This window comes from Xylanibacter muris, assembly GCF_013166605.1.
Lineage (GTDB): Bacteria > Bacteroidota > Bacteroidia > Bacteroidales > Bacteroidaceae > Prevotella > Prevotella muris.
In genome coordinates, this window is sequence record NZ_JABKKF010000001.1 from 228892 (window position 1) to 248652 (window position 19761).

The 19761-nt window shown below is 47.4% G+C and carries 15 protein-coding genes; 7 read left to right on the forward strand and 8 right to left on the reverse strand.

Annotated features, from left to right (window positions below; genetic code table 11):
- Positions 1-219: 219 nt before the first annotated feature.
- Positions 220-1893 (reverse strand): alpha-L-fucosidase, encoded by a 1674-nt coding sequence (locus tag HPS56_RS00840; RefSeq protein ID WP_172272415.1) that lies wholly within the window; start codon positions 1891-1893, stop codon positions 220-222.
- Between the two features lie 278 nt (positions 1894-2171).
- On the opposite strand from HPS56_RS00840, the gene HPS56_RS00845 reads away from it, so the two are divergent.
- Positions 2172-3254 carry a linear amide C-N hydrolase gene (locus HPS56_RS00845; RefSeq protein WP_172272418.1) on the forward strand — a complete coding sequence of 361 codons (1083 nt, stop codon included), beginning with the start codon at positions 2172-2174 and terminating at the stop codon, positions 3252-3254.
- Between the two features lie 172 nt (positions 3255-3426).
- Positions 3427-4086 (forward strand): DUF4294 domain-containing protein, encoded by a 660-nt coding sequence (locus HPS56_RS00850; protein WP_172272421.1) that lies wholly within the window; start codon positions 3427-3429, stop codon positions 4084-4086.
- Positions 4087-4102: 16 nt separating this feature from the next.
- Here HPS56_RS00850 and HPS56_RS00855 read toward each other — a convergent pair whose 3' ends face one another.
- The 6 genes from HPS56_RS00855 to HPS56_RS00880 all read right to left on the reverse strand — a co-directional run bounded on the left by HPS56_RS00855 (position 4103) and on the right by HPS56_RS00880 (position 11493).
- On the reverse strand, positions 4103-5098 hold the full coding sequence (locus HPS56_RS00855) for a M28 family peptidase (protein WP_172272424.1): 996 nt from the start codon (positions 5096-5098) through the stop codon (positions 4103-4105).
- A 42-nt stretch (positions 5099-5140) separates the two neighbouring features.
- Positions 5141-6931: a gamma-glutamyl-gamma-aminobutyrate hydrolase family protein gene (locus HPS56_RS00860; RefSeq protein WP_172272427.1), complete on the reverse strand. Its 1791-nt coding sequence runs from the start codon at positions 6929-6931 to the stop codon at positions 5141-5143.
- Positions 6932-6988: 57 nt separating this feature from the next.
- Positions 6989-7459 (reverse strand): Lrp/AsnC family transcriptional regulator, encoded by a 471-nt coding sequence (locus HPS56_RS00865; RefSeq protein WP_172272430.1) that lies wholly within the window; start codon positions 7457-7459, stop codon positions 6989-6991.
- 151 nt (positions 7460-7610) lie between these two features.
- Positions 7611-8675, reverse strand: coding sequence for a glycerate kinase family protein (locus HPS56_RS00870; RefSeq protein ID WP_172272433.1), 1065 nt, complete (start codon positions 8673-8675; stop codon positions 7611-7613).
- Positions 8676-9143: 468 nt separating this feature from the next.
- A complete protein-coding gene (locus HPS56_RS00875; RefSeq protein ID WP_172272436.1) occupies positions 9144-9389 on the reverse strand; it encodes a GlsB/YeaQ/YmgE family stress response membrane protein in 246 nt (81 codons plus the stop codon).
- A 211-nt stretch (positions 9390-9600) separates the two neighbouring features.
- The gene (locus HPS56_RS00880; protein ID WP_172272439.1) at positions 9601-11493 is read right to left on the reverse strand and encodes a glycoside hydrolase family 97 protein; all 1893 of its coding nucleotides are present in this window, start codon (positions 11491-11493) and stop codon (positions 9601-9603) included.
- 159 nt (positions 11494-11652) lie between these two features.
- On the opposite strand from HPS56_RS00880, the gene HPS56_RS00885 reads away from it, so the two are divergent.
- The 5 genes from HPS56_RS00885 (at position 11653) to HPS56_RS00905 (ending at position 17770) form a co-directional block, all read left to right on the forward strand.
- Positions 11653-12183: a hypothetical protein gene (locus HPS56_RS00885; RefSeq protein ID WP_253952351.1), complete on the forward strand. Its 531-nt coding sequence runs from the start codon at positions 11653-11655 to the stop codon at positions 12181-12183.
- 77 nt (positions 12184-12260) lie between these two features.
- A complete protein-coding gene (locus HPS56_RS00890) occupies positions 12261-14660 on the forward strand; it encodes a DUF3160 domain-containing protein (protein ID WP_172272442.1) in 2400 nt (799 codons plus the stop codon).
- A complete protein-coding gene (locus tag HPS56_RS00895) occupies positions 14654-15640 on the forward strand; it encodes a CapA family protein (RefSeq protein ID WP_172272445.1) in 987 nt (328 codons plus the stop codon). The genes HPS56_RS00890 and HPS56_RS00895 overlap by 7 nt, the downstream gene beginning before the upstream one ends.
- A gap of 58 nt (positions 15641-15698) precedes the next feature.
- Positions 15699-17255: a ComEA family DNA-binding protein gene (locus HPS56_RS00900; protein WP_172272448.1), complete on the forward strand. Its 1557-nt coding sequence runs from the start codon at positions 15699-15701 to the stop codon at positions 17253-17255.
- A 35-nt stretch (positions 17256-17290) separates the two neighbouring features.
- Positions 17291-17770, forward strand: a complete 480-nt coding sequence (locus HPS56_RS00905; RefSeq protein WP_172272451.1) for a hypothetical protein — start codon at positions 17291-17293, stop codon at positions 17768-17770.
- Between the two features lie 456 nt (positions 17771-18226).
- Here HPS56_RS00905 and cysS read toward each other — a convergent pair whose 3' ends face one another.
- Positions 18227-19717: a cysteine--tRNA ligase gene (cysS, locus tag HPS56_RS00910; protein ID WP_172272454.1), complete on the reverse strand. Its 1491-nt coding sequence runs from the start codon at positions 19715-19717 to the stop codon at positions 18227-18229.
- Between the last annotated feature and the right edge of the window lie 44 nt (positions 19718-19761).

The following is a 19761-nucleotide window of genomic DNA, read 5'->3' on the forward strand; positions in this document are numbered from 1 at the left end:
GAGAGAGTTTGTACAAAAGATGTTGCAGATCCGGTAAGATGAGAACAGAGACGGAGCGGATAGTGTTGTGTTTATCATTAATAATCTGCAAGTTTCCATATCCAATGATACGGAAACTTGCAGATATATCCAGGAGTTTCAGAATTTATTGATAATCAGAGGATAAAACACTTCTTAAAAGGCGAAGATTTTTATCTTAGGGAGATTTCCCATATCTTTTTAAAAGCGTCTGATTCTGATTACCGGCATTATGCTGTTTGTGTTCTTTTCCGGCAGGTATACGGTCATGGCGTCTGCCGTGCGTTCGAATTTCACTTTGCCGTATCCGAGGAGTTCGATTTTGGAAATCTTTTCCGGATACAGTTCGCTTCCCTTTGCAAGAGAACGTATGGTCATCTTACGGTTTGCCGGCCATGCGAGAGCTGTTGCATATATATGTTTGTCTGTTTGTGTGAAGCGTATCTCGTCTGCTCCGGCTTTTGTATACTGGCCGTCGTTGAATCCTTGTGCGTTTATCTTGATGTCGGAATTGGCAATCGGTCCCTCACCGAATATTTTCCATGGGCGTGTGCCGATGATGCTTTCCTTGTTTATTCTCATCCATTCTCCGAATTCCTTCAGGATTGCAATTTCCTTTTCATCGGGAGTGCCGTCGGCCCTCAGCGGTACAGACAGCAGCATGTTTCCGTTTTTGCTAACGATGTCTACGAGCAGCTTTGCCACTGTGGCTGCATTCTTATATTTTCCGTTTTGGTATACCCCGTTGTTGTAGTGCCAGTTGCCAAGACAGTTGCAGCACTGCCATGGCTGTTCCATAATCTTATTTGGCGCTCCACGCTCCACATCCCATACGAGGGCCTTTTTCTGGCTGTCGGTCAGAATCTTTCCGAACACCACGTTTTTGGTTTTTGCCCGGTCGTCCTTGCCTTGCAGTCCTTTGTTGTACATGTGTGCGGCAATCTTCATGCCTGCATCGCTCACCGGATAGAAAGGAAGCACGGTTACGTCGAAATAGATCAGGTCGGGGTTGTAGCGGTTGATGGCATCGAGCGTACGGTTGTAGAAGTTTGTCACGTATGCCTGTGTCGGCAGTGCCGCACCGTTTTCCCATCCCCATTGCCTGTGTATACTGCCGTTATCCCATGTATTGTCGGAAAAGTCGTGTGACTGTGCGTAAAGCTTTTGCGGGTCAAGTCCTTTCCACCATTTTTCCGTTCCGTCGGCATTTGGTCTGTATCCGTCTTCTTTTGTGAGCCATCCGTCGTATTTCACTCCGATCTTATCGCCTTTCAGGTCGAAACGGCGGCTTGGTTCATACCATGTCCATGCATGGTCGGCATGGAATGATATGCCGAACGGCAGTCCTGCCTTTTTGGCCGCCTTGGCCCATCCGTCGAGAATGTCCTTATGCGGTCCTATTCTCATAGAGTTCCATTCCTGATATTTTGAGTCCCAAAGGTCGAAATTGTCATGATGGTTGCCGAGGGCGAAGAAATACTGTGCGCCAACGGTTTCCTTATAGAATCTCACAAGTTCCTCCGGATTCCAGTTTTCGGCCTTGAACAGTGGAAGAATGTCCTTGAACCCGAATTCACTCTGATGGCCATAATGTTTTCTGTGGTACTCATATTTTCCGTTTCCTTCCATATACATCTCACGTGCCATCCAGTCACCGGAACCTTCAACACACTGAGGCCCCCAGTGTGCCCATATTCCGAACTTTGCATTGCGGAACCATTCCGGCACTTCGTATTCCTGGAGCGACTCCCATTCCGGTGTGAAACGCCCTGTTGCCATAGGCTCTTCATTTTCCGACACGGGTATTTTCCATTCCTGAGCAGTCATGCCGCTGACAGCCATGCCGATGCAGATGGCTAATGATAATCTTTTCATTTCCTGATGTTTTTAGTTATGATGTAAAACTGTTGGATTTTATGCTTTTTCCATCTGTGATAGTGCAAACCGGACGTAATGAAGCTTGTTCAGATTGCTCGGATGCCGCCTATCCTTTGCAAAGATAATATAACAATAATAATTCTTTTTATGTTTTTCGCACAATATAACCAAAGCAAGTCTAATATATTGTAACAAATATGAAAATAGCGGAGGGCAGTAGTATTTTATCGCTATATTTGCATTATGACAAATTTATCAACTAATTCATATTTACGATGAGACATAATATATTCACACTTGCGGCAATTACGATATTGCTGGCCTGCACGTCACCGTCGCAGGCATGTACGGGGATAACATTGAAAGCTGCGGACGGCAGCACCGTCGTGGCTCGTACCATAGAATGGAACGCAAGCGACCTTAACAGCATGCTCGTTGTCGTGCCTCGCGGATATACCCAGCGTCTTTTCTCCCCGTCAGGTAAGAAAGACGGTATGGAGCTTACCTCAAAAATGGGATATATAGGATTGGCTACAGAGCTTGAGGAGTTTATTGCGGAAGGTCTTAACGAGGAAGGTCTTTCTGCCGGTCTTTTTTATTTTCCGGCATACGGAGAGTATGAGAAGTACAGGCCGGAGAACAGGAGTACCACTGTCGGAGACCTTCAGCTTGTATCGTGGATATTGGGGAATTTTAAGACGGTGGATGAGGTAGTGGCTGCATTTGGCGGCATCCATGTCGTTACGATAGACTCGAGAGCCTCTACCGCGCACTGGCGTATTGCAGACAAAAGCGGTAGGCAGGTGGTTTTGGAGATAGTCGGAGGCAAACCCGTCTTTCACGAGAACAGTCTTGGTGTACTTACCAATGCTCCGGGATTTGAATGGCATTCCACGAATCTTAATAACTATGTGAACCTGTATAGCGGAACTGCTGTTCCGAAAGACATGGGAGCGGTCCGTTTGCGTTCTTTTGGCAGCGGCAGTGGGATGCTGGGCCTTCCCGGTGACTTTACTCCGCCTTCCCGTTTTATACGTGCCGCGTTCTATCAGTCTACGGCTCCGCGTCTTGCCACGGCAGACAAGACAGTGATGCAGTGTTTCCAGATTCTTAATAATTTTGATATTCCTGTCGGAACAGGAATTAAGGAAGGGGCGGAGATTCCTGATATACCGAGCGCGACACAGTGGACATCGGCCACAGATATCGTGGGACGTAAGATTTACTACCGCACTATGTATAACAGCGACATACGGTGTATAGACCTTGGCACGGTTGATTTTGCAAAAACCAAATATCAGGTAATGCCGCTCGATAAGGTGAAAAAGCAGCATGTGACGGTTTTGAATATAAAGTGATATTATAGTCGGGCGTGCAGTATATACAGCATGCCCGATGTTGTTTTAATATTGTAGGCTATGCTTCTTTTATCCTATGTTTTTGTCAAATTAGAGTTAAATGGGCTTATTGTGAGTGATAAATATTGAAAAAGATGTATTTTTGCAGTTATTTTTATTGTAGTTGACAATTATGAGATATATTAGGCCTGCATATACTTCAAGAATATTGCCTTTGCTGTTTGCCACGTTCTCATGGCTTCATTCTCCGGCTCAGAATGTCGGAGCGGGAAAGGATGGAACCAGGGTTGCGGGTACGGACGATGCCGCGTTTGTTCCAATGGTGAAGGTAGGTAAAGTGCTTGAAGACGGTGACAGCATACAGTATATGGAAATGGGAAACGTGTATGTGTATCCCCAGGTGACATTTAAGAATCCACGTCAGGCCGCAGCTTATATGAGGCTTGTGAAAAATGTGAAGCTTGTTCTTCCCATAGCGAAAGAGGTCAACCATATTATTATAGAGACATACGAGTATCTTGAGACACTTCCTAACAAGAAAGCCAGGGACGAGCACATGAAGAAAGTAGAGAAAAGCATTTATCAGGAATATAAGCCGAGAATGAAAAAGCTGACTTATTCACAAGGTAAATTGCTGATAAAGCTTGTCTATCGTGAGTGTAACTCATCATCGTATGACATGATACAGGCTTTTCTCGGTCCGGTCAGAGCCGGGTTTTATCAGGCTTTTGCGTGGGCTTTCGGCGCTTCGCTTAAGAAGCAATACGAGCCGGAAGGCACCGACCGTCTTACGGAGCGTATTGTGCTTATGGTGGAGGCCGGACAGCTGTGATATGTTCCTTTTCCTGTTATCTTTCGCTGAACAGCACCTGTATGACGGTCTGTCCCACGGCCTTAAGTGAGTTTCTGTCGATATAATCCATGTTGTCGTTCACCGTATGCCATGTAGGTCCGAAACTGCTTTGTACGCAATCGGGATAATATGCTATTATGTCTATTGTCGGGATGCCGGCCACTTCGTTTAACGACACATGATCATCCGTGACCATTCCTCCCGGAGCTTTTGGAAACAGGCTTCCGTATCCGGCAATGTCGGCCGCTGCCCAGACCTTGTCTACAATGTTCCGGGCATATTGTAGTGAAACACCCTCCTGATAGAATTTCGCACCCTGTCCTCCTACCATATCAAGAAGTATGCCGAAAAGCGGCTGATAGTTGTTCTTATGCGGATTTGCAGACCAGTATTGCGATCCCATTGCCCATGAGTTTCCATTGTCGTTCTCTTCATCCCATTGCGGTGCGCCCCGGTCTTCGGCATCAAAGCAAATGAAGTCCACGCCGATTCCCATGCTGTCTGTCGAGTGGAGAAGTCTGGCGACTTCAAGCATGACAGCCACACCGCTTGCACCGTCATTGGCTCCCATCACCGGCTTGCGCCAGTTTGCGCTGTCGGGGTCGTTGTCTGCCCATGGACGGCTGTCCCAGTGGGCGCAGAGCAGTATACGCGTTGAAAGTTCGGGCTTGAAGCTTGCAATGATATTGGTGCTTTTCAGGATTGTTCCGTCGTATCCTTTCAGGTCGGCATTCTGTGTAGTTACATCCATCCCGTAGCTGCGGAATTTTTCCACAATCCATTTTCCGCATTCGTCATGTGCGGCACTGTTCATTATACGTGGCCCGAAACCGCATTGTGCTGCACAGAACGCATACGCGCTGTCTGCGGAGAATTCCGGCCCTGTCGTCTCGTTCTGTGTGCCTGTGTCTGTATCTGTTGTCCGTCTTGAGTTGCTGCATGCCATGAGGATGATGGAAAGCAAGGTATTGACGATTATAAGTTTTTTCATGATATTATGTAGGTGTTATATAATAGAATGATGTTCTCTTTTTTACCCTTCCCTTACGCTCTGTATTGTGGTCATGACTCTCAGGAAGTTTCCTCCCCATATCTTTTGAATGTCTTGTTCGCTATATCTGCGGGATAGCAGCAGGCGTGTGAAATTTATTGCCTCTGACGAACATGAGAATCCCCTTATTCCTCCGTCACCGTCGAAATCGGTTCCTATTCCGACATGGTCTATACCCATTATCTTTATTGCGTGTTCGAGATGTGCTATGGCATCAAGAACGGTAGCCTCGGAATCTGTATTCAGGAATCCGTGGTAGAGTGTGGTCTGCGCCACTCCGCCTTTTGCGGCGAGCGCCCTCATCTGGTCATCGGTGAGATTGCGCGGATGGTTGCACAGGGAATATGAACTGCTGTGGCTGCACACTATTGGCATCCGGCTTATCTCAAGTGCGTCGTAGAAGCTTTTTTCGCTTCCGTGGCTGAGGTCTGCCATTATTCCGAGCCTGTTCATTTCCAGAATCACCTGTTCACCGAAGCGGCTCACACCGTTGTGTGTGTTGCATCCTTTGGCACTGTCGCAGATGTCGTTGTCGCCGTTGTGGCATAAGGTTATGTATACGATGCCGCGCTGTGCGAAATGCTTCAGGTTGGTGAGGCTGCCGTTGATGGCAAGGCCGTTTTCTATTCCGAGCATTATAGACTTTCTTTTGTGCCGCTTGTCTCCATAGAGGTCAGCCGGAGTGCGCGCAATGCTTACATGGTCTTTATTCTCAAGCACCATTTCCTCAATTTTGTCGAATATCAGGTCAGCATATTCTGTAGGGCTGTCCACTTCATACTCAACCTTTGAGGAGAATGTTTCTCCGATTTTTGGCTGTGGCAGGTAGGCCACCATTATCGTTGCGTCCTGTCTGCCTTCATCCATCTTGTGAAGGTCTACGAGCGACTGTGGGTTGCGACAGCTGAGCTTTATGCCTTGTGGAAAGAGCATTGGCGTGTCGCAATGTGTGTCGAGTGTAAGTATGCGTTCGTGTAGTTCATTAGCCTCGTGGAAGTTGGCGGCCTGTTTTACCAGCCATGAGAATAGCGGAGCTCCGTTTTCGAGACATTCCGGATGCCATTGTACGCCGATGATGGATTTAAACTCGCGGCTCTCTATGGCTTCTGTCACACCGTCGGGTGCCGTTGCTGCAATCCGGAATCTGTCACCGGGGTCAGTCACGGCCTGATGATGAAAAGAGTTCACAGCCATACGTTCTTTATTATATAAGGTATGAAGTATGGTGTCTTTTTCTATTCTTATGCTGTGTGTAGGTTCGTTGCGTGAGGCGTCCTGGCTGTGTTTTATCGGTAGTCGTGCTTTCTCCTTGTTACCTTCGTCAGACATCATGTGTTCACTGATGTCTTGGGCGACCTTTCCTCCAAGTGCCATTGCGAGCGTCTGTATTCCCCGGCAGATGCCGAGAATCGGTATTTGCCGGTTGTATGCAAGTCGTGTGACAATCAGTTCTGGAAGGTCACGTTCGCTGTTGATGGAATGAAGATGCGGTGAAGGCTCCTCTCCGCAAAACAGAGGGTTATAGTCTCCGCCTCCGCTTAACACAAGTCCGTCTATATGTTTTAGAGTGCCTGTTATAATGTCTTTGTCCGCCAAAGGAGGTATTACGACCGGAATACCTCCAGCCGTCACGATGGATTTGTAGTATGCGTCGGCTATTTTACATGTGTCTTCTCCGTGATTGGCTGTTATTCCTATGATTGGCTTATACCGTCCTTCCGGAAAGGAAGAGTAGATGTCTGCCAGTTTATGCTGCCAGTCGAACTTGTCCATAATAAAACCTTAATGTTTAATGCCGTCGTCGGGAATGTTTAATCCGGTGTGTCTTTATCAGGCGTTGGTGTCCGTGTCTACGGAAATATCTCTCTTTATGCTTTGTTCAAGCGAGATAAGAGTTTCTGTGGCCACCACTCCCGGAATGTCCTGCAGCTGTCCGTTCAGCAGGTGCATCAGCTGTTCGTTGTCGCGTGCATACAACTTTACGAGCATTGTGTACGGGCCTGTTGTGAAGTGGCATTCGACAATCTCCGGTATATGATACAGCCGTTCCACTACGTCTTTATACATGCTTCCGCGTTCAAGGGTGATTCCCACGTATGTGCAAGTAGTGTATCCGAGACTCTTGGGGTTGACGTCAAATCCGCTTCCCATAATCACATTTCCCTCTATAAGGTGCTGTACACGTTGGTGGATGGCAGCACGGGATACACCGCATTCCATAGCTACATCCTTAAACGGTATGCGGGCGTTCTTTGACAGGATATTCAATATTTTCTTGTCAAGATTATCAATTTTATCCATTTTAATTTTGGTTGTTTCTGTTTCCTTGCTGTTTCTGATTCTTTCAAAGAGTAAGCAAAATTAGGTATTTATATCGACATACGCAATGATTTTAAGGATAAAATAATATTTTTCATACAAAATAATGACTTTTTGTTGCATTTGTGGCTTGTCAGACAGCCATTATCGCAGTCATTATATTTCTTTTTGCCGTATCGGCCATTACGGCTTCTTCTATACTTTGGTCTTCAGGAGTTATACATATAAGGCGTGAGAATCCTGCCTGTGCCAGTTGTTGTCTGTCGTTTATCCTGCCTGCAATAAGCCATACAGGAATGTTCATGTCTTTGCACCGTTTCAATATACGTCCTGGTAGTTTGCCCATGAGTGTCTGTCTGTCCGCACTTCCCTCACCGGTTATTACCACGTCGGCTGTTTCCGCAATGATGTCGAATCCGAGGGTGTCGAGCAATAAGTCTGCACCGGAGTGGATTTGTGCGTTAAGATACTGCATTAATGCATATCCGAGTCCTCCGGCGGCTCCTGCCCCTGGAGTATTACGGCAGTCGTGGCGTAGTATTGCGGATGACTTGTCGGCAAATTCCCTGGCGCGTCTTTCCAGTATATGTATCATTTCCGGTGTCGCTCCTTTTTGTGGGCCGTATACGTATGCGGCCCCGTTAGGACCGAGCAGCGGATTATCCACGTCAGATGCAATAATGAACCGGCATTGTTCCGGTATTCCTCTTTCTTGCATGTTCCGGCCGAAACAGTTCTCCAAGGCTTTCAGCATACCGGTTCCCGTATCGTTTGTTCCGCTTCCGCCAAGTCCGATGATAAACTTGCGGCATCCTTTGCGTATTGCGTATGCGATAAGTTCTCCAACTCCGTATGATGTTGCCTTCAGCGGATTCCGTTCTTTTTCGCTCATTAGTGTTAGCCCGCATGCCCTTGCCGTCTCTATTATCGCAGTTCCGTCACCGGTGATACCGTATTCGGCGGTTATCTTCCGCATGAGCGGATCGTGTACTTCTGCTTTTTCTTTTTTCCCGTTCATTGCAGCAACAAAGGCATCAAGCATTCCGTCACCTCCGTCGGAAACAGGGATCCGTATGATTTCCGCATTTTCCGCTTCTGTGGAGTTAGACTTGATATTCAGGGCTTCAGCCACTGTGTCTTCTGCCTCGGAAGAGGTGAGGCATCCCTTGAATGAGTCTATGGCCAGGATATATTTCATTTTATACCGTTGTTTTTATATGTATGCAAAAGTAAGACATTTCAGCGTATAAATAGGCATGGGGCATCCGTTTTCTTATTTTAAATATGTGTAATGTCATTGGGATTCTTGTGTGACGGAAGAGTGTCATGTCTGTATATGAGCTGTTTTTATGTAATAAAAATTCAAAGTGTTTTCAAGCGGATTTCCGCTTTGACTCTATGGGTCTGTAATTATTTGATATACAGTCTATTACGGGTAACAAAAAGTGTGCCGAAAATGAACATGCCATTCACGGTCGATGAACATGCCATTCATCGACCGTGAATGGCATGTTCATCGAGCATGAATAGCCTATTCATTGAAAGAGAATTTTAGGTATATCTTGTTATGTAAAAGTATTTCAGAAAATGATGTGTGACGGAGAAAATTATGGCTTCCGCAAACATGCAGTTTGCGGAAGCCATAATCAGATATACGAACACCTCCTTAGCTTTTCTTAAACAATGATGCAATAAACAATATCGATATTGCTCCTACTACTGCGGTGACGAGCTGACCGATAGTTCCTCCCCAATTGATTCCCACCGCATTGAATATCCATCCGCCGAAGGCACCTCCGACAATACCGAGAATCAAATTAATCAGGCAGCCGTAACCGCCTCCACGCATAATCTTTCCTGCCAGAAAACCAGCCAGGATACCGATGATAATAGAACCAATTAATCCTGTCATAACTTTCAAATTTTAATGAGTTAAACAATCTTTTTATCCTTTGTGTCCGTTGATAATTCATAAACACACTGCAAAAATAAGTATGATGTCTAACAGTACAAAATATTTATATATAACGATTATCAAAAAAAGTTTATCTTTTCCATTATAAACAATCATTAATACAATGTGGTCTTATTGTGGATGGCGCAACACCGGTGGGTATGCGGTTTTATTTTATTACTGCAACGAATCCGCCTCTCGGCAAACAGTCTGTTTTTATATTTCTGTTTGTTTTCGTTAATGGAATATTTTCCTCTATGTCGAATGACCTGTTGTCTGCTCCGTCTTTTATCACGGTTATGCTTTTTCCTGTCGTATGAAGGGCTTTGGTGTCTATTTGCAGAGTGCGCGGTTTGTCCGTTCCGTTTATTCCTGCTATATACCATATTTTGCCCTTTCGGCGTGCAATCACCGCCTCTACACCCGGATAGCCTCCTAAAAGCCTGGTGTCGTCCCATGCCGTTGGCAGGCTGCCGAGTAGTTTCTTTACCTGTTCCGGCATGTTGTAGTATGTCTCAGGACGGTCCGGCATGTGTTGCAGGGCCGATTCATAGAGGATGGTCAGGGCAAGTTCATGTCCGTGTGACGTGATATGCGGATGCTGTGAGTCGGAGAATGTTCCGGGTGTGTAGTCCATCGGTCCCACCACGTTGCGTGTGAACGGGAGGGTGGCGTTGTGGCATGCGGCACGGTTTGTCATCACAGGCAGATTGTTATACCATTCTGCACCGTAGACTCCTTCCACGGACATCAGGTGCGGATATGTGCGTTGCCATCCGCGTGGTATTGTCGCACCGTGGAAGTTTACCATCAGATTGAAGTCTGCCGCGTCTTCGAGCAAGTCTATGCAATAGCCCATTGTGGAGGCATGGTCACCGGAGAAGAAGTCGATTTTCACTCCCGCCACATTGTTGTCATGCAGCCATTTGTATTCCTTCAGCCTGTCCTCCTTTTTGTTGAGGCGATAGATAGGTCCCGGGGCACCGTTGCCGCACCATGCCGTGCCGGAGTTATACCAAATCATTGATCTCACGTTTTTTGCGGCCGAGTATTTCAGGGCATCGTTAATGTCGCCGCCGTTTTTCATTTCGTCCCATTCGGCGTCAATCAGGTTGTAGGGCCATTTCATGGTCTCGGCGAGGTCTATGTATTCTTTGACGGTTTTGAAATCTCTTGAACCGTGGTTGTGTGCCCAGTATATCCATGCGGCCGTTCCCGGCTTTATCCATCCGGTATCGGTCATTCTTGTCGGGTCGGCCACGTCTGTGACAAGTGTCGACTCAACTATGTCTGACAGTTTGCCTGCGATGATTACCCTCCACGGTGATTCCCATTTTCCGTCGGATATCATGGCTTTATCCGCAAATGTCACACGATAGCAGTTGCGGTTGCCGGCATTGTAAAGCAGGGAACCGCAGTGGCCGCGCCTTATGCCAGATTCTGTGAACAATGTGAAAAGACCGTTTGCAGGCTCGGCAAGTGCCGGATAGCCCCATCTGTCGGTTTTCGGATTGTCGGGATGTACACCTGTAGATGTAAGCGGAAAGAAGTTCTCATAGTTCTCTTCATACTTCTGCATCCATCGCTTCGTGTTCTCGGGAAGGCAGTATGTAGTGTATTCTCCGGTTATCTTCTCGTTGTTCTCTGTATTGAGAATATATTTAAATGCCACTCCGTCGTTGTATACTCTCAGTTTGACGTGCATTATATGTCCTTCGTTGTTTTCGAATGTATATGTCTGTTCGCTGCCTTTGTTGCGGCACCGGCTCCGCTTTCCGGTAAGCATGGTATAGTTTTCGTTTATGGTCTTCTTTCTTTCAGAATGCTTCAGTCTGAGATTTCCGCAGAAACGTTGCCGGTCTGTTTCCATTCCTACTTCAGGCACGTTTACAAGGGTCTGTCCGTTGCACTCTATGTCCATTGATACGTTGCTGTAGCTGTTGTCCGTTGCGTTTACTGTCACTTTCAGTCTGCCGTTTGGCGATACTGTCGTCTGTGCCGCTGCTGTCATTGTGAAAGTTGCAATGAGCAGTGCTGCCGTTGTTGTTCCGATAATATTCATTATACCTTTTATATTTTATTTGTCAATGATATGTTATGCAAAGATAAGACATGGAAGCCATATAACAATGACAGGTATGTCTGTATAAGACAAAAATGAAACAATTTGAAACACCAGGTGTTGAAAAGATTATGCATAGTGGAGCCTGTTTAAAATATAATGTGTAAATTTGTCTGCACTATGGGTAATATACAGAAAATACTGTTTGTCACAGTATTGCCGCTTCTGTACGGAATGTTTCCGGTTGGGGCGATGGCAGTGGAGACTGAGGATACATTCAGGCTCGAGACTGTCTGCGACACTCTCAGCTATCTTTGTATTGGCAGCGACCGGTGGCGGTTGCCGTTTCCTGTGTATCGTTTCGAGACAGCGGATGTGAACGGTGACGGAATCATCGATGCAATAGTGGGTGTGGTCAAGTCCACACGTTATGACCCGGTGCTAAGACGGCGTGTGTTTGTTTTCAAGAACTACCGCGGCCATGTAAGGCCGCTGTGGCTCGGTTCGCGTATGGGGCAACCGATAGCCGACTTCCACTTTCTTGCCGGCAGAAACCTCATTGAAGTGAAGGAGATAGCCGCTGACGGGACATATTTTTATGCCTATTACCGTTGGAGAAGTTTCGGCATGGAATTTGTTGAGCGCAAAGACTGTCACGGATGCGGTGCGGCGGAAAACTGTCCGTTGTGACAAAAGCTTTCGGTAGATGGCGGAAAAGGTAGGATAAGATCCTATGTATATCAAATATAATAAAACCTGTAAATCAAATGAAGAAACGTTTATTTTATCTGTCTGTAATCTTTTTCATGGCAGTGTTGCCGTTGTCGGGGCATAAACAAAAGGTTTTTGTGCCGGTAGGAAGCAAGCTGGATGTGGAAGGTCTCATCAATGGCGCAGACCTTAATATGGATATATCGGAGCTGAGCCTTTCTGACCTCAGGATACTCCGTAATTCGTTTGCCGCACGACAAGGATACCTGTTCATGGATTATACGTTCAGGGCAGTGTTCGGCCATACAACGTGGTATGACAGTCTGATGTTTGAACGTGACGCCACTTCGTATGATCAGCCTCTGAAGTATTCTAAGCAGGAGATTGCGTTCATCAATAAGATAAAGGCACGCGAAGCAGAACTTAAGAGGCGGAATTTCAAGTGCCGGCCCGGAGAGGTGGTAAACACGGACAATATAGTAAATACGTTCCAGTTGGAGGAATATTCTGTCCCGTTGTATGAAAGGCTGGCAAAGGACGGATTCGCCATTGTGCCAAGAAACAACATACAGTTCTTTCACTGCTATGAGAACAATGACTATCATAATTTCCCGAATTTCATAACCACCGACATGCATCTGCAGCTGGTCCATATATATTTCTCGAAACTGCTTCAGGATGTTGAGGAAAACAGGTTGAGGCTGCTTCTGTCGGAGTTTTTTCGCGGGATGCTGCATGAGACGGACAGTATAATGAATTCCACATCCGACAAGCGTCTGAGAAAGACAGCCGCTTTCGGTGTTGCTTTCTTTGCTGTCGGATGCAGTCTTGTAGACGGCGGCGGACGGTATATAGACAAGGCTCTGGCGGCAATACCGGCAGAATACGGCTATAGGCAGATGGCGGAAAATGAGCTTGTGGCCATAGATGCCTGCACGGATGCGCCCTCAGAACTGCTTGGATATATCAATCCGTATTTCATGTACAGTATGTTTCGTCCGCGCGGTAATTACACCTCCAATGAAAACTTGAAACGGTATTTCAGGGCCATGATGTGGTTGCAGCATGCTTCGGGATGTATCAGCGACCGTTCGCAGTTGAACAATTTCATGCTTATGGCCGGTGTGATGAATGCCCGTCCGTATCTCCGGACCCTTATGGAGCGTATTTCTGCACCGATAGACCTGCTTGTGGGTCGTCCGGACGGAGTGTCGGTGATCGACCTTGCCGATATCATGGCAGAGGAGAAGTTGGATATCGACAATTTGTGGAAATCAAAACGCGCTGTGAATAATGTGGCCTCGCGCCTCGATGCCATGAGCCGGAGCCGTGCGCGGATACGTCCGAAGGAGCAGCTGTCATGCAGTGAGAAGATAAGTCTGCTGCCGCAGAGGTATGTCTACGATGCTGAGGTGCTTCAGGAACTTGTAGACGTGAAGACACGTCCGCGGACTTTGCGCGGATGTCCGAAAGGGCTTGACGTGTTTGCCGCGTTGGGTACGGGCGTGGCAACGCGTATCCTTGCAGATGAGCTGGATGAGTTCTCAAAATGGCCCGAATACGGAAAGAGGCTTGAGGGGGTGAAGACGCTGATGCCCCAGATGACAAAAGATTCCACATTATATAATATATGGATGTCGGCGCTCACCGGTATGGTTGAGGCCAGGGACAGCCGCATGCCTTATTTCATGCAGACACCGAAGTGGGAGAAGAAAAACCTCAATGCGGCACTTGCGTCATGGGCAGAACTGAAGCACGACATGGTGCTGTATATGAAGCAGCCGATGGCGGCAGAATGTGGAGGTGCAATACCCGACCCGATAGTGGTGGGATATGTGGAACCCAACGTGGCTTATTGGAAAAAATCACTCGACCTGATAAGATATGCGGCAGACGTGCTCAGCCGCAACGGACTTATGACATCACGCTCATCCGATATAACGAGGCAACTTATGGAGAACACCGAGTTTATGCTGCGTATCTCGGAAAAGGAGCTTGCCGGAAAACGGCTCACGGAAAATGAGTTCTGGAGTATAGAAAAGATGGGAAGCACATACGAGTGGCTTACTCTTGACATAATACGTCGCGGGACGGAGACGGGATTTGTGTGGGAAGACGTGACAGGACCTGACAAGTCTGTGTCGGTTGTATCTGACGTATATACGGCCAATGGAACAAACAATCCAAACAAGGGTGTGCTTCACGAAGGAGTGGGATATGTGGACGACCTTTTCGTCGTTGTGGAGATTAACGGACTGCTGTATCTCACGCGCGGTGCGGTGTTCTCATATCGTGAATTCCTTTCAGCACCCGGTGAAAGGCATACCGATGAGGAGTGGCAGAAGATGCTTGAGAAGAATCCGCGCAAGGGTGTGCCTGCATGGATGGATGAGATAATTATCCGGGATACGGTTCCGGCAGACAACGAGCTAATATTCTACAGTTCCGGATGTTGACGGTGAAGATTCCGAAAGGTATTGTTTTGGGAACGGTCATCTGTGTGATGATGTTTTGCTTCTGTCATGGAAAGGCTTATCCGGAGGATATAGGCAGGGATACTGTTTCCGTGCTGTTCACGGGAGATATTATGCTCGACCGTGGTGTGGGCAGGGTTATCAGGTATAAATCTCCCGACAGTCTGTTTACGCCTTCCGTCGATTCGCTGTTTCGTACGGCCGATGTGGTCGTAGGTAATCTGGAATGTCCGGCGACGGATATTTTCTCTCCGTTGCACAAGCGTTTTGTGTTCCGTGCCTCTCCGTCGTTGCTGCCTGTGCTTAAGCGGCACGGTATCACTCATCTGAATCTTGCCAATAACCACAGTATAGATCACGGGCGTGAAGGGCTGAAGGATACACGGTGCAGGATAGCGGCTGCCGGTATTATGCCGGTAGGGTATGGCGACAATGCCCGCGAGGCGGCTGCGCCGTTGTTTGTAGAGGGCGGTCCGCGTGACATATATATACTGTCCTCATTGCGTGTAATGTCAGAGAACTATGTATATATGCCCGACAGGCCTTGCGTGTGTGAGGCAGGCATACGTGAGTTGTGTGACACGGTGAGGGCTGTAAGGCAACGCTCTCCGGATGCTTGTGTCATTGTCAGTCTTCACTGGGGTATTGAGCATACCTTGAGTCCTATGGTGGAACAGAGGATAGAGGCGCGAAGACTTATCGACAGCGGAGCCGATGCCGTTGTGGGGCATCATTCGCATACGGTTCAGGATGTGGAGGTCTATAGGGGGAAGCCTGTATTCTATAGTCTCGGCAACTTTATCTTTGACCTCGACCGCCCCATAAACCGCCGCGGGCTTGTTGCCAGGCTTATTATAACCCGCACAGGAATAGGCTTTCAGGCAATTCCTGTCACGATAGGCAATTGCAGACCCCACGTCGCAGAGACCGGTGGCGATAGTCCTGCATTGACATATCGCTGAGTCATGGTATGTGATTAGAATCAATTGTCTGGTTGAATATAAATAAAATCTTTTCCTAATGAAAGAATTGTTATTGGTTGTCTTAATGTCCCTCTCAATGGTGTGTCATGCACGATGTGAGATTGAATGCCGTATGGAGACTGTTAGTCGTGACACGGTCGGGGTAGTTGTCTCACATCATGTATCTCCAACGGATATACGCCCGTGGGAAGCACTTATTCATGAACTGGCGGAAAGTGAGGATATGGAAACTGATGCCTGGGAGAATTTTTACGACCGTCTGAGCCAACTTGAAGAGTCTCCGATAAACATAAACAGGGCAGACAGGGAAGAGCTCGGACAGTTGCCCTTCCTCTCGGACAGCCAGATAGAAGATATATGCGAATACATATACAGATATGGCGGAATGAAAACTGTCCAGGAGCTTGTTGCAATAAGTTCCATCGATTATATCCGCCGCGGGCTTATGCGGCATTTTGTGTATGCCGGTGAACCGGAAAAGGAGAAAGTGCGGGATGATGTTGTCCGGCTTTTCAAAAACGGTCATCATGAGCTGACCGGATATGTGAAATTGCCGTTTTACGACCGTAAGGGCGATGTCAACGGCTATCATGGCTATAAATATAAGCACTGGTTCAGGTATGGATATGTGTCAGGCAACAGGCTTAAGTTCGGACTTGTGGCTTCGCAGGATGCCGGTGAGCCGCTGTTCGGAAACAAGAACAGGCTTGGGTATGACTATTATTCTCCATATTTCCTGTTGCGTGGTGCAGGGCGCATGGAAACTCTTGCCATAGGCAGATACAGGCTGTCGTTCGGCATGGGACTTGTGGTAAACTCAGGACTCACCATGGGCAAGGCTTCGATGTTGGCGGGCATGGGACGTTCCTCAAATAATATCACGGCACATTCGTCGCGTATGGAGAGCGGATATTTTCAGGGCGTTGGAGCCACAGTAAGGATAAGCAAAAGTCTAAGGATGAGTGTATTTGTGTCATATCGGAATTTCGATGCCACGCTGAACAAGGATGAGAATCATACCGCAGCCACACTTATTACTTCGGGATATCATCGCACAGACCTTGAACTGCAGAAAAAGAACAATACGCATGCAATGGCAGGCGGAATGAATACGAGATATTACAGAAACGGCTTTTATATTGGTGCGACATCGCTGTATACAAGGCTCAGCCGCGAGCTGCGTCCTGATAAGAGCCAGGCATACAGGCAATATTATGCAAGCGGCAGGGATTTCATTAATACGTCGGTGGATTACGGATATGTGAACGGGATGATTGCCGTCAAAGGCGAGACAGCCGTTAATAAGTCAGGAGCTTTGGCAACAGTAAACACCGTAAGTGCGGATATTTTCGACAACCTCAGTATAATGCTGCTTCAGCGGTATTATTCACGCCGTTATTCATCTCTTTATTCAAGAAGCTTCAGCGAGGGCGGGCATGTTCAGAATGAGAGCGGAGTGTATTTGGGAGCCGGCTATTCCCCATGCCGCAACCTGCGTATCACGGCATATTCGGACTATGCTTATTTTCCTTGGGTGCGTTATCGGGTGAGCCGTTCCTCATGGGCTTCTGACAATATGTTGCAGGGACATTGAGTAATGGCAGGTACGGGTTTACGGCACGTTATAGGATGAGGGTCAGGGCCAGGGATATCAAGAAAGGCGTGAGCATGAGATATTATGAGACGCATTCCATACGTATGGGGGTATCGTATAGCAGTGATGCACTATATCTGCGTACATCGGCTGACTTTGTATCATCCGACTATAAGGGCCGGGATACGGGATGGCTGTTGTCTCAGACGGCATGTTACAGATACAGGCGCATGAGACTTGACATGAGTATGGTCTATTTCGATACAGACAGCTATGAAAGCCGTCTATATGCATACGAGAAAGGCCTGTTGTATGGTTTTTCTTCTTTTATGTGCTATGGTAAAGGTATGCGAGGGACGCTGATATCACGTGTTGACATATCTGATAAGATAATGGTCATGGCGAAGATTGGCTATACCGCATATTTTGACCGGTCGTCAATCGGTTCGGGGCTGCAGATGATAGATGCCTCGTCGATGACGGACACAGAGCTACAGGTGAGGATGAGGTTCTGAATGGGGAACAAACCGGTCGTTGTGTTTGAGTTAATGGAAAACGTGGACAATACCATAAAACAAGTATTGTCCACGTTTTGCTATGTATCCGAAAGACTGCTGTATAAACGCCCGAGGGCAGTCTCAATCTATCTTGAATACTCTTTTACATCGCAAAGCGATGTACATACATTATAAATGGTTCTGCAGAGACGTCCACAAGTAGGGACGTGCCTTTGGCACGTGTCATGCGCATTGTTATAAACGTATGACTGTACACTGTACACATCGCAAAGCGATGTCCCTACATGTGCCAGAGTCCGGCATACACATCTGAGACTTCCACATTCCACCCCATTTCTCCCTTTTGGTGGAGTTGGAGGGGCTTCTTCCTGTCCTTACATCCGGCAGAGTTTGAAATCAGACCTTAAGCCTGTGTGTTATTACACTTCTTATTGTCTGATAACCTGTTCGGGTTTATTTGTTCAGATTCCAGACACATCCGTCCTTGGTGTCTTTCACTTCAAATCCTGCGTCTTTCAGCGCATCTCGTATCTGGTCGCAGGTGACCCAATCCTTGTTGGCACGTGCCTTGGCGCGAAGGTCGAGCACCATGTCTACAACCTTGCCGTATGCTTCCTCGCGTCCGGAACTGTCGCAGCCCTTTTCGTTTTTCAGTCCGAGAAGTTCGAATGCAAACAGATTCATCGTTTCGGTGAGCTCTTTCAGGTCATCTGTACTTACGCTTGACTTGTGGTCTGTAATCAGGTTGATGACATGGCATGCTTCAAACAGATAGCTTATTACCACAGGTGTCTGGAAGTCGTCGTTCATGGCGTCATAGCATCTCTGTCTCAGGCCGTGTATGAATTTTGCCGTTTCCTCATCACTTGCATCAGACGGAGTAATACGGCTGAGGCTGTTCATGCCGTTCAACAGTTTCTCAAGTCCTTTCTCGCTTGCTGTGAGAGCCTCGTTGGAGAAGTCGACAGTGCCGCGATAATGTGCGGACAGAATGAAGAACCTTATTGTCATAGGGCTGTAGGCCTTGCTAAGGCTTTCGTGATTGCCTGTGAAGAACTGTTCAAGGGTGATGAAGTTGCCGAGCGACTTACCCATCTTCTGCCCGTTGATGGTAATCATGTTGTTGTGCATCCAATATCGTACCATTTGGTCGCCCTGGCTTGCCACTGCCTGTGCAATTTCGCATTCATGGTGAGGGAATACAAGATCCATTCCGCCTCCGTGTATGTCGAAGTGGTTGCCGAGATATTTGCGTCCCATGGCTGTACATTCGCAGTGCCATCCGGGAAATCCTTCGCTCCACGGGCTTGGCCATCTCATGATATGCTCAGGCTGTGCTTTCTTCCACAAGGCGAAATCCACCTGATTGCGCTTCTCTCCCACACCGTCAAGCTCGCGGCTGGCATTTATTACATCATCAAGATTACGTCCCGACAGTATTCCGTATTTGTGGTCCTTATTGTATTTCTCGATGTCGAAATATACCGAGCCGTTGCTTTCGTAGGCGTATCCGTTGTCGAGTATTTCCTTGACAAGCTGTTCCTGTTCCATGATATGGCCTGTGGCGTGGGGTTCGATGCTGGGCGGCAATACGTTGAGTGCTTTCATCGCATCGTGGAAGCGGTTGGTGTAGTGTTGCGCTATCTCCATCGGCTCGAGCTGTTCCAGCCGTGCCTTTTTTGCAATCTTGTCGTCACCGTCATCGGCATCATGCTCAAGATGCCCCACATCGGTTATGTTACGGACATAGCGCACCTTGTAGCCAAGGTGTTTCAGATAGCGGAATACTATGTCGAATGTTATTCCCGGGCGGGCGTGTCCCAGATGCGGGTCACCATAGACAGTGGGGCCGCATACATACATGCCGACATTGGGTGAATGAAGCGGTTCAAACTTTTCCTTTCTTCTGCTTAACGTGTTATATATCAGAAGTGTCTGTTTCATATCGTTTTGTATTTTTGTTCTTTATTGCCTGTTTGCAATAACCC

Coding starts and splice junctions, on each gene's coding strand:
- HPS56_RS00840 (WP_172272415.1), bottom strand. CDS start 1,893: ATGAAAAGATTATCATTAGCCATCTGCATCGGCATGGCTGTCAGCGGC.
- HPS56_RS00845 (WP_172272418.1), top strand. CDS start 2,172: ATGAGACATAATATATTCACACTTGCGGCAATTACGATATTGCTGGCC.
- HPS56_RS00850 (WP_172272421.1), top strand. CDS start 3,427: ATGAGATATATTAGGCCTGCATATACTTCAAGAATATTGCCTTTGCTG.
- HPS56_RS00855 (WP_172272424.1), bottom strand. CDS start 5,098: ATGAAAAAACTTATAATCGTCAATACCTTGCTTTCCATCATCCTCATG.
- HPS56_RS00860 (WP_172272427.1), bottom strand. CDS start 6,931: ATGGACAAGTTCGACTGGCAGCATAAACTGGCAGACATCTACTCTTCC.
- HPS56_RS00865 (WP_172272430.1), bottom strand. CDS start 7,459: ATGGATAAAATTGATAATCTTGACAAGAAAATATTGAATATCCTGTCA.
- HPS56_RS00870 (WP_172272433.1), bottom strand. CDS start 8,675: ATGAAATATATCCTGGCCATAGACTCATTCAAGGGATGCCTCACCTCT.
- HPS56_RS00875 (WP_172272436.1), bottom strand. CDS start 9,389: ATGACAGGATTAATTGGTTCTATTATCATCGGTATCCTGGCTGGTTTT.
- HPS56_RS00880 (WP_172272439.1), bottom strand. CDS start 11,493: ATGAATATTATCGGAACAACAACGGCAGCACTGCTCATTGCAACTTTC.
- HPS56_RS00885 (WP_253952351.1), top strand. CDS start 11,653: ATGTGTAAATTTGTCTGCACTATGGGTAATATACAGAAAATACTGTTT.
- HPS56_RS00890 (WP_172272442.1), top strand. CDS start 12,261: ATGAAGAAACGTTTATTTTATCTGTCTGTAATCTTTTTCATGGCAGTG.
- HPS56_RS00895 (WP_172272445.1), top strand. CDS start 14,654: ATGTTGACGGTGAAGATTCCGAAAGGTATTGTTTTGGGAACGGTCATC.
- HPS56_RS00900 (WP_172272448.1), top strand. CDS start 15,699: ATGAAAGAATTGTTATTGGTTGTCTTAATGTCCCTCTCAATGGTGTGT.
- HPS56_RS00905 (WP_172272451.1), top strand. CDS start 17,291: ATGAGGGTCAGGGCCAGGGATATCAAGAAAGGCGTGAGCATGAGATAT.
- cysS (WP_172272454.1), bottom strand. CDS start 19,717: ATGAAACAGACACTTCTGATATATAACACGTTAAGCAGAAGAAAGGAA.